5 protein-coding genes are annotated in these 6,409 nt (G+C 45.8%); 2 read left to right on the forward strand and 3 right to left on the reverse strand.

Features of this window, described 5'->3' with window-relative positions; translation table 11 throughout:
* Positions 1-29: 29 nt before the first annotated feature.
* Positions 30-953, reverse strand: coding sequence for a histone deacetylase family protein (locus AYW75_RS15065; protein WP_067101101.1), 924 nt, complete (start codon positions 951-953; stop codon positions 30-32).
* Between the two features lie 240 nt (positions 954-1,193).
* On the opposite strand from AYW75_RS15065, the gene AYW75_RS15070 reads away from it, so the two are divergent.
* Entirely contained in the window at positions 1,194-3,626 is a 2,433-nt protein-coding gene (locus AYW75_RS15070; RefSeq protein ID WP_067101104.1) for a bifunctional acetate--CoA ligase family protein/GNAT family N-acetyltransferase, read from the forward strand.
* A gap of 60 nt (positions 3,627-3,686) precedes the next feature.
* On the opposite strand, the gene AYW75_RS15075 is transcribed toward AYW75_RS15070, so the two are convergent.
* Together AYW75_RS15075 and AYW75_RS15080 are read right to left on the reverse strand one after the other, a co-directional pair.
* Entirely contained in the window at positions 3,687-3,905 is a 219-nt protein-coding gene (locus AYW75_RS15075) for a hypothetical protein (protein ID WP_067101107.1), read from the reverse strand.
* 27 nt (positions 3,906-3,932) lie between these two features.
* Positions 3,933-5,087 (reverse strand): Na/Pi symporter, encoded by a 1,155-nt coding sequence (locus AYW75_RS15080; protein WP_067101110.1) that lies wholly within the window; start codon positions 5,085-5,087, stop codon positions 3,933-3,935.
* A gap of 231 nt (positions 5,088-5,318) precedes the next feature.
* Between AYW75_RS15080 and AYW75_RS15085 the strand changes: the two genes are divergently transcribed.
* On the forward strand, positions 5,319-5,975 hold the full coding sequence (locus tag AYW75_RS15085) for a class I SAM-dependent methyltransferase (RefSeq protein WP_067101113.1): 657 nt from the start codon (positions 5,319-5,321) through the stop codon (positions 5,973-5,975).
* Positions 5,976-6,409 lie beyond the last annotated feature (434 nt).

Consider the following 6,409-nt stretch of genomic DNA (forward strand, 5'->3'; position numbering starts at 1 on the left):
GTAAGCGCCTGTAATGTTCTGAAAAATGCCTATAACTTCATAATGGTTTTTAAATGGCTGAATACTGCACGCCCTAATGCATCGGTATTGTACCCCCCTTCAAGAACTGAAATCACACGTCCTTCACAATGTCGATCCGCCACGTCCATTAACTTCTCCGTGATCCATACAATGTCGTCTTCACGCAGTCGCAACTGTCCCATAGGGTCTTCTGCGAGCGCATCGAAACCCGCTGAGATCATTAATAGCTGAGGTTTAAAAGCTTCTAACGCTGGAAAAAGCTCGGACTCATAAGCGGCGCGGAAGTCTTCACCTTTCGAGCCCTTTTCCAAAGGCATGTGTACGATATTGTCGTGGGAGGCTCCAGGATCTGGATACGGAAACAAAGGGTATTGATAGCTAGAGGCGTAAAGCACTTTGGCATCAGCTGCGAAAATACTTTCCGTACCGTTACCGTGATGGACATCAAAATCCACAATAGCGATACGTTCTACATCATACTCATTCAGAGCATGGCGCGCGCCAACAGCAATATTATTGAATAAGCAAAAACCCATTGCTTTGTCATATTCTGCATGATGCCCCGGTGGACGCACGGCACAAAACGCATTTTGCACTTCCCCACTCATGATCATATCTACTGCTTGCACTACGGATCCAGAGGCACGTAAAGCCGCCTCCAGTGTATTCGGCATCATCAGGGTTTCTTTGTCTAACTCAACGTGTCCTTCTTCTGGGGCTTGAGCAAATATCGACGCAACATAATCAGGATCATGTGTCGCATTTAGCTGCGCCACAGTGGCCTTTTCAGCTTCTCGCCATCGTAAGAAGTCCATCAATTGCCCGGCAATGAGGCGATTCTGAATCGCTTCAAGACGCTGAGGAGATTCTGGATGATCTTCTCCAAGCTGATGCTCTTCACACGTAGGGTGAGTCAAGTAGGCGGTCGTCATATCGGTATCCGTTAAAATCTGCACCCAAATCAAGGGTCACTATTATTGTTATTCATCGTCGTAGCCAGTTAAGGCTACTATAAGGCGATATTCGGTTAACTGCGTTATATCAAGCCATAGTTAGCACTAGGCAGCCTATCCGACATTGGTCTAGACTGCTATAAATACAATGCATTCTCTGTCGTTGAGCGAGGGCATTTGCCAAGACGTTCGCTACAGGCTATTCAGGGAGACTTTTGCATGTCAAAACACGCGCTGCAGCCATTATTAGCCCCTTCTTCTATTTTAGTGTTTACAGGAGAAGATCGCCTTAACCCCATTCTTCATGCAGTGCTTAGAGCCCTTTCTTTTGGTGGCCGTCGAGGCAAAGTATTCTTATATGGCACCCAGCCAGATGACAGTATCGGCGTACTTCCGTTCGATCAACTGAGTTCACTCGAACGCTTAGTAAACACACCTGACCTAGCCATTTTGGCCGGTGAAGACCCTCGTCCATTAACTCAAATTATCGAGCAATGTGGGACGTTATCAATCCCAGCCCTCTTAGTATTCACTGGCTCTGATGAAAACCCTGATGAAATACTAAAAGCGGCACGGCAGCATGGCGTGCGACTTATTGGCCCCAATAGCTTTGGCATGTGTCGCCCTAAGCAAGGCTTTTCAGCATGGTTAGGGTTAACTCAACCTATTCCTGGACGCTTAGCATTGTTGTCTCAATCCGGCACGGTTGCCAGTGCTTTGGTTGACTGGGCGACTTGGCAGGGCATTGGCTTTTCTCAAGTCGTATCAATGGGCAGTCCTATCGACGTTATGCCCTCGCAAATCCTAGACTATTTGTCGAATGATTTTGAAAGCCAGTCCATTCTGATGTACCTACAAAAGATTGGCTCAACCACACGTTTCCTCAGTAGCTTACGTGCCGCCAGCCGCTCTAAGCCCGTTGCCGTCGTGACAGAACACAACATTGGCGCGGATCCCAGAGTTCTTGATGCCGCGTTAAGCCGAACTGGCGCGGTACGTGGCCGTCGACTGAACGACCTAGTGGCAGCGGCATCCGTGATGACCAATGCACGTCGAGTCAAACAAGGGTCATTAATGATCATTGGTAATGGATCTGGTCCAGGTGAACTGGCCGCGCAGCGTGCAGAAGAAGTGAATGTTAACTTACTGTCCCCTAGTGAAGCATTACGTACTAAGCTTGAAGGCATTATGGACGGACGAGGCAGCATTGGCAGCGTGACCACGGCATGGGCGAGCTGTAACGCTGATCTGTTTGTTGATCTCGCTGAAACCGCTTTAGCTGATAAAGAATGTGGCGCTGTACTTTTGATGTTAAGCCCGACCGCATTGATTAATATGGTGTCCTTGTACGATCAAGTACTACAGCTGCATAAGAAGCAAAAGAAGTTGGTGATGGTTTGTATGCTTGGTGGCGGGCACATGGTGGCATTACGTACTCGTATCAATGAAGCTGGTATACCAACCTTTCGCACCCCTGAAGCGGCCATCGAAGGCTTTCAGTTTCTAGTCCAGTTCCATCGTAACCAATTACTCGCTAAACAAACGCCTGATAGCCATGCGTTTCGCTTCAATATTGATGTCTCGGCAGCACGCGCTAAGCTAAAAGAAATGATCAAAGCTGGCAACAAAACACCGACAGCCGATGATCTCAAAGAAGTATTTGAACTCTTTAACTTCCGTTTAATTGCTCGGCGACAGTCCCATTTTTTACTAAAAAAAACCATCCATTTACGCTCTTTTCGAGACCCAGTGTTCGGCCCTGCGATAGGCTTATCTTTGGAAGGTGCGAATCAATGGCATCACCAAACTGAGGCGGTAGCGTTACCACCTCTGAATACGATTTTGTCTAAGGATTTGATCCAGCGGGCTTTTCCGAATGTTGAGTCCTTTGAGTTAGAGGACTTATTACGCAGTTTTTCAACCATGATTTGCGAACTGCCTGAGCTGGAATATATTGAGCTGGCGGACGTACGTATACATGAAAGTGGCAGTATTTTTGCGAACGTCAAAGCCAAGCTAAAAAGTAGCGGCAAATTAAGACGCTATGAACACCTAGCGATTCAGCCTTATCCTCGACAGTGGGTCAAACAAGTCACCCTTCGTGATGGGCAAGACATTACACTGCGACCAATTTTGCCTCGTGATGCCTACATGATGGCAGAGTTCGTCAAAAACCTATCCCACGAAAGCCGCTATTTCCGATTCATTGCTAACATTCAAGAACTGACGCCTAAGATGATCGCCAGTTTATCTCATATCGATTATGACCGAGAAATGGCATTAATTGCCGTAGGAGAGAAAGAAGGCGAACAAGTGCTTATGGGCGCTGCTCGCTTTAGTGACAACTTCGATGATAAGAGCTGTGAGTTCGCAGTGGTCATTGGTGATGAGTATCAAGGTCATGGCTTAGCTGCACTCTTAATGAGGCGCTTATTTTTAGTCGCACACTTCAAAGGGATTAAGGAGATGAAAGGCACCGTCTTAGCGGAAAACAAACGCATGATCGACTTCTGCCGGCGTATTGGCTTCACGATCAAGCGTGACCCCGATGATATAGGGTTAGTAATGGCTTACTTACGATTAACCCCAAAATTTATTGAAGGTGTAAAGGAAAAGCTAGGTATTGAGACAACATCGAAGAAAGACACATAAAAGGGCTAATGGCTTTCATTGGCCCTTTTATATCACTTTTCTTAGGTTCTCTACTTAGGTTTATTTACGCAGTTCTTCTAATACCATTTGGAAGAACGTCCGTACTTGATGCCATTTCACAGGTGACCACTCTTCCCCTAGCTCAATACTTTCCACTTCCTCATGCTGTTGATCATTATCGCGTAACTCTAATTCCGACCGAATATCATGAATCTGCTGTTCAGTTTCATTTAGAATCGTGTGCAACTCATCTTTTGTCATACGTTGAAAATCAGACATACTCTTCATCCTTTACGTTACGCGCGATTAAAAAATCATACTTACGGCAATCATTAGCAATGGCAAAGCAATGAATACACCGAGTACCCAAATCGCCGCAAAGACTTTCTTTTCTGAGGCAATTGTCGCTAACCATTCAGCCCCTTTAATCGGTAAAACTCGTAGGAATGGCAACCCGAAAATAACCACTACGGCAAACACATTAAATAGTAAGTGTACTAACGCAATTTCCAAAGCCGATACCGCTAAAGCACCTGAAATCGCTGTAGCAGCAAGCAAAGCAGTAACAGTCGTGCCAATATTGGCACCTAACATAAATGGATAGATCTGCTTTAAACTAAAGGAACCAGACCCTGCCAGTGGCACCATTAAACTCGTTGTCGTTGAAGAAGACTGAACAAACGTCGTCACCAACGCACCAGATGCGATGCCTGTTAAAGGGCCGCGTCCTATAGCGGAGTGCAAAATTTCTTTCGCTTTTCCGACCATCAAAACTTTTAATAATTTACCGATGTAGGTGATTGCTAAGAAAATGAAAGCCAAGCCTGCTAAGATCAATGCTACGCTAGCCAATGTACCAGGCAAAATGTTCGTAACGTTATCAACCGCACCGACAAAGGGCTTGGTCAACGCTTTTATCACGTTTAGATCAGACATAGAGTAACTGTCGGCTCCGATCAAAAATGTCGATAACCAAAGCGCTACATGCTCTAAAAAACCAAACATGATTTCTAATGGTAAAAAAATCGCCACTGCCATCAAGTTAAAGAAATCATGTACGGTTGCCGCAGCAAACGCTCGACGAAACTCTGCTTTATCTCGAACATGTCCAAGGCTTACCAGTGTATTCGTAACCGTCGTTCCAATGTTCGACCCCATAATCATAGGAATGGCGATCTCAACCGGCAATCCGCCCGCCACCATACCGACAATCAAAGAGGTGACGGTTGAAGAAGACTGTATCAAAGCCGTCGCGACAATCCCTATCACAAGGCCTATATACGGGTTGGAAGCAAACTCAAATAGCTCTTTTGCTTGCCCGCCAGTTGCCGCTTTAAAGCCTGAACCAATCATGCCAACAGCACTGATTAATACATAGACCAGCACTAACACTGCCAGCCACTGCGGCCAACGACTTCCACTTGATACTTGTGGTGTTTGTAACGCTTCTGAACTATTCATGACATCACCCCCATTAGGAAAATGTCATCCTAGTCCGCCGTGATTACAGAAACGTGACTACCTCATAGATATTTCTTATTACAATTAGTAGGACCTTAAGGGAGACAAGTAACGCTACACAAATAAACCCCGATGCAAATAGGCTTGGTGCTATACTGGCATTGCAAACATCCTCGTTGCGTCATTTATCTTCGATAGCTGGCCTAGCGCCTACTTATTTCTGAGAAATCTATGACGACCCTACGACTGCGTTATCAAACCATCGAGTTTGATAAAATTGATATCCACCTTTGTACACTACGTGATAATCAAGAGTTCTACGATCCAGAAGGCATTGCAGAAAAGCTTGGCATATCATCGGCGACATGGCCCATATTTGGCATTGTATGGCCCTCAAGCTTGGTCTTGGCGCATCATATTTGTAATTACGAAACCGGAACAAAAAAAGTACTAGAGATTGGCTGCGGTATGGCCCTATCAAGTTTACTTTTAAATAAAAGGGACGTTAACATTACAGCAACGGACTATCACCCAGAGTCAGGGCACTTCCTCGATCGCAATACGGAACTTAATGGTGATAAAACAATCCCCTATCAACAAGCAGACTGGGCTGAGAAAGACGATACATTAGGTCTATTTGACTTAATTATCGGTAGTGACGTGCTTTACGAGGATAGCCATATAGAACTGTTGGCGAACTTTATTCAAGAGCATGCTTCCCCAGACTGCAAAGTTATTCTAGTCGATCCAGGTCGAGGCCGTAAAAACAAAATGACTCAGAAAATGGCAAGTTTCGGCTTCGATTGCGTTCAGACAAAACCTATTCACACAGACTATCTGCCAAATCAGTTTAAAGGCCATATTTTAAGTTTTAGCCGCTTAAGCTAAGCAGCGAATTGTCTCTCAGGCCCTAGCTCTTTATGTTTGAGGCCTTGAGCTCTGTCCGGTTTAGAACTAAGCACAGTAGCAAAAAGCCCTGACAGCATCGCTATCAGGGCTTCCTTTGTAGGATGCTTAACGATATCTATGCCCTGCGGGACTCCCCCACTACCATCGGCGATGGTGAGCGCCTGTGGTGTGTTGAGGGGCACTTCTGAATATTCTGATCGATGATATAAAGCGCACTCTTTTGATATCACGCGCTGACGCGTCGAAGCATGAGACAGGCGCAAGCGGGGCGCAAAAGGGTAAGCGTAAGCTGCTTGGGCTGAGGTATTGAGGGGGTTGCGTTAACCGAATTTCAAACACAAAAAAGCCCTGACAGCATGGCTATCAGGGCTTCCTTTGTATGATGCTTGACGACGACCTACTCTCACATGGGA

The organism is Marinomonas atlantica, from assembly GCF_001639725.1.
GTDB lineage: Bacteria > Pseudomonadota > Gammaproteobacteria > Pseudomonadales > Marinomonadaceae > Marinomonas > Marinomonas atlantica.

Excerpts from the sequence above, each read along its gene's own strand:
- AYW75_RS15065 (WP_067101101.1), bottom strand. The coding sequence starts at position 953 with ATGACGACCGCCTACTTGACTCACCCTACGTGTGAAGAGCATCAGCTT.
- AYW75_RS15070 (WP_067101104.1), top strand. The coding sequence starts at position 1,194 with ATGTCAAAACACGCGCTGCAGCCATTATTAGCCCCTTCTTCTATTTTA.
- AYW75_RS15075 (WP_067101107.1), bottom strand. The coding sequence starts at position 3,905 with ATGTCTGATTTTCAACGTATGACAAAAGATGAGTTGCACACGATTCTA.
- AYW75_RS15080 (WP_067101110.1), bottom strand. The coding sequence starts at position 5,087 with ATGAATAGTTCAGAAGCGTTACAAACACCACAAGTATCAAGTGGAAGT.
- AYW75_RS15085 (WP_067101113.1), top strand. The coding sequence starts at position 5,319 with ATGACGACCCTACGACTGCGTTATCAAACCATCGAGTTTGATAAAATT.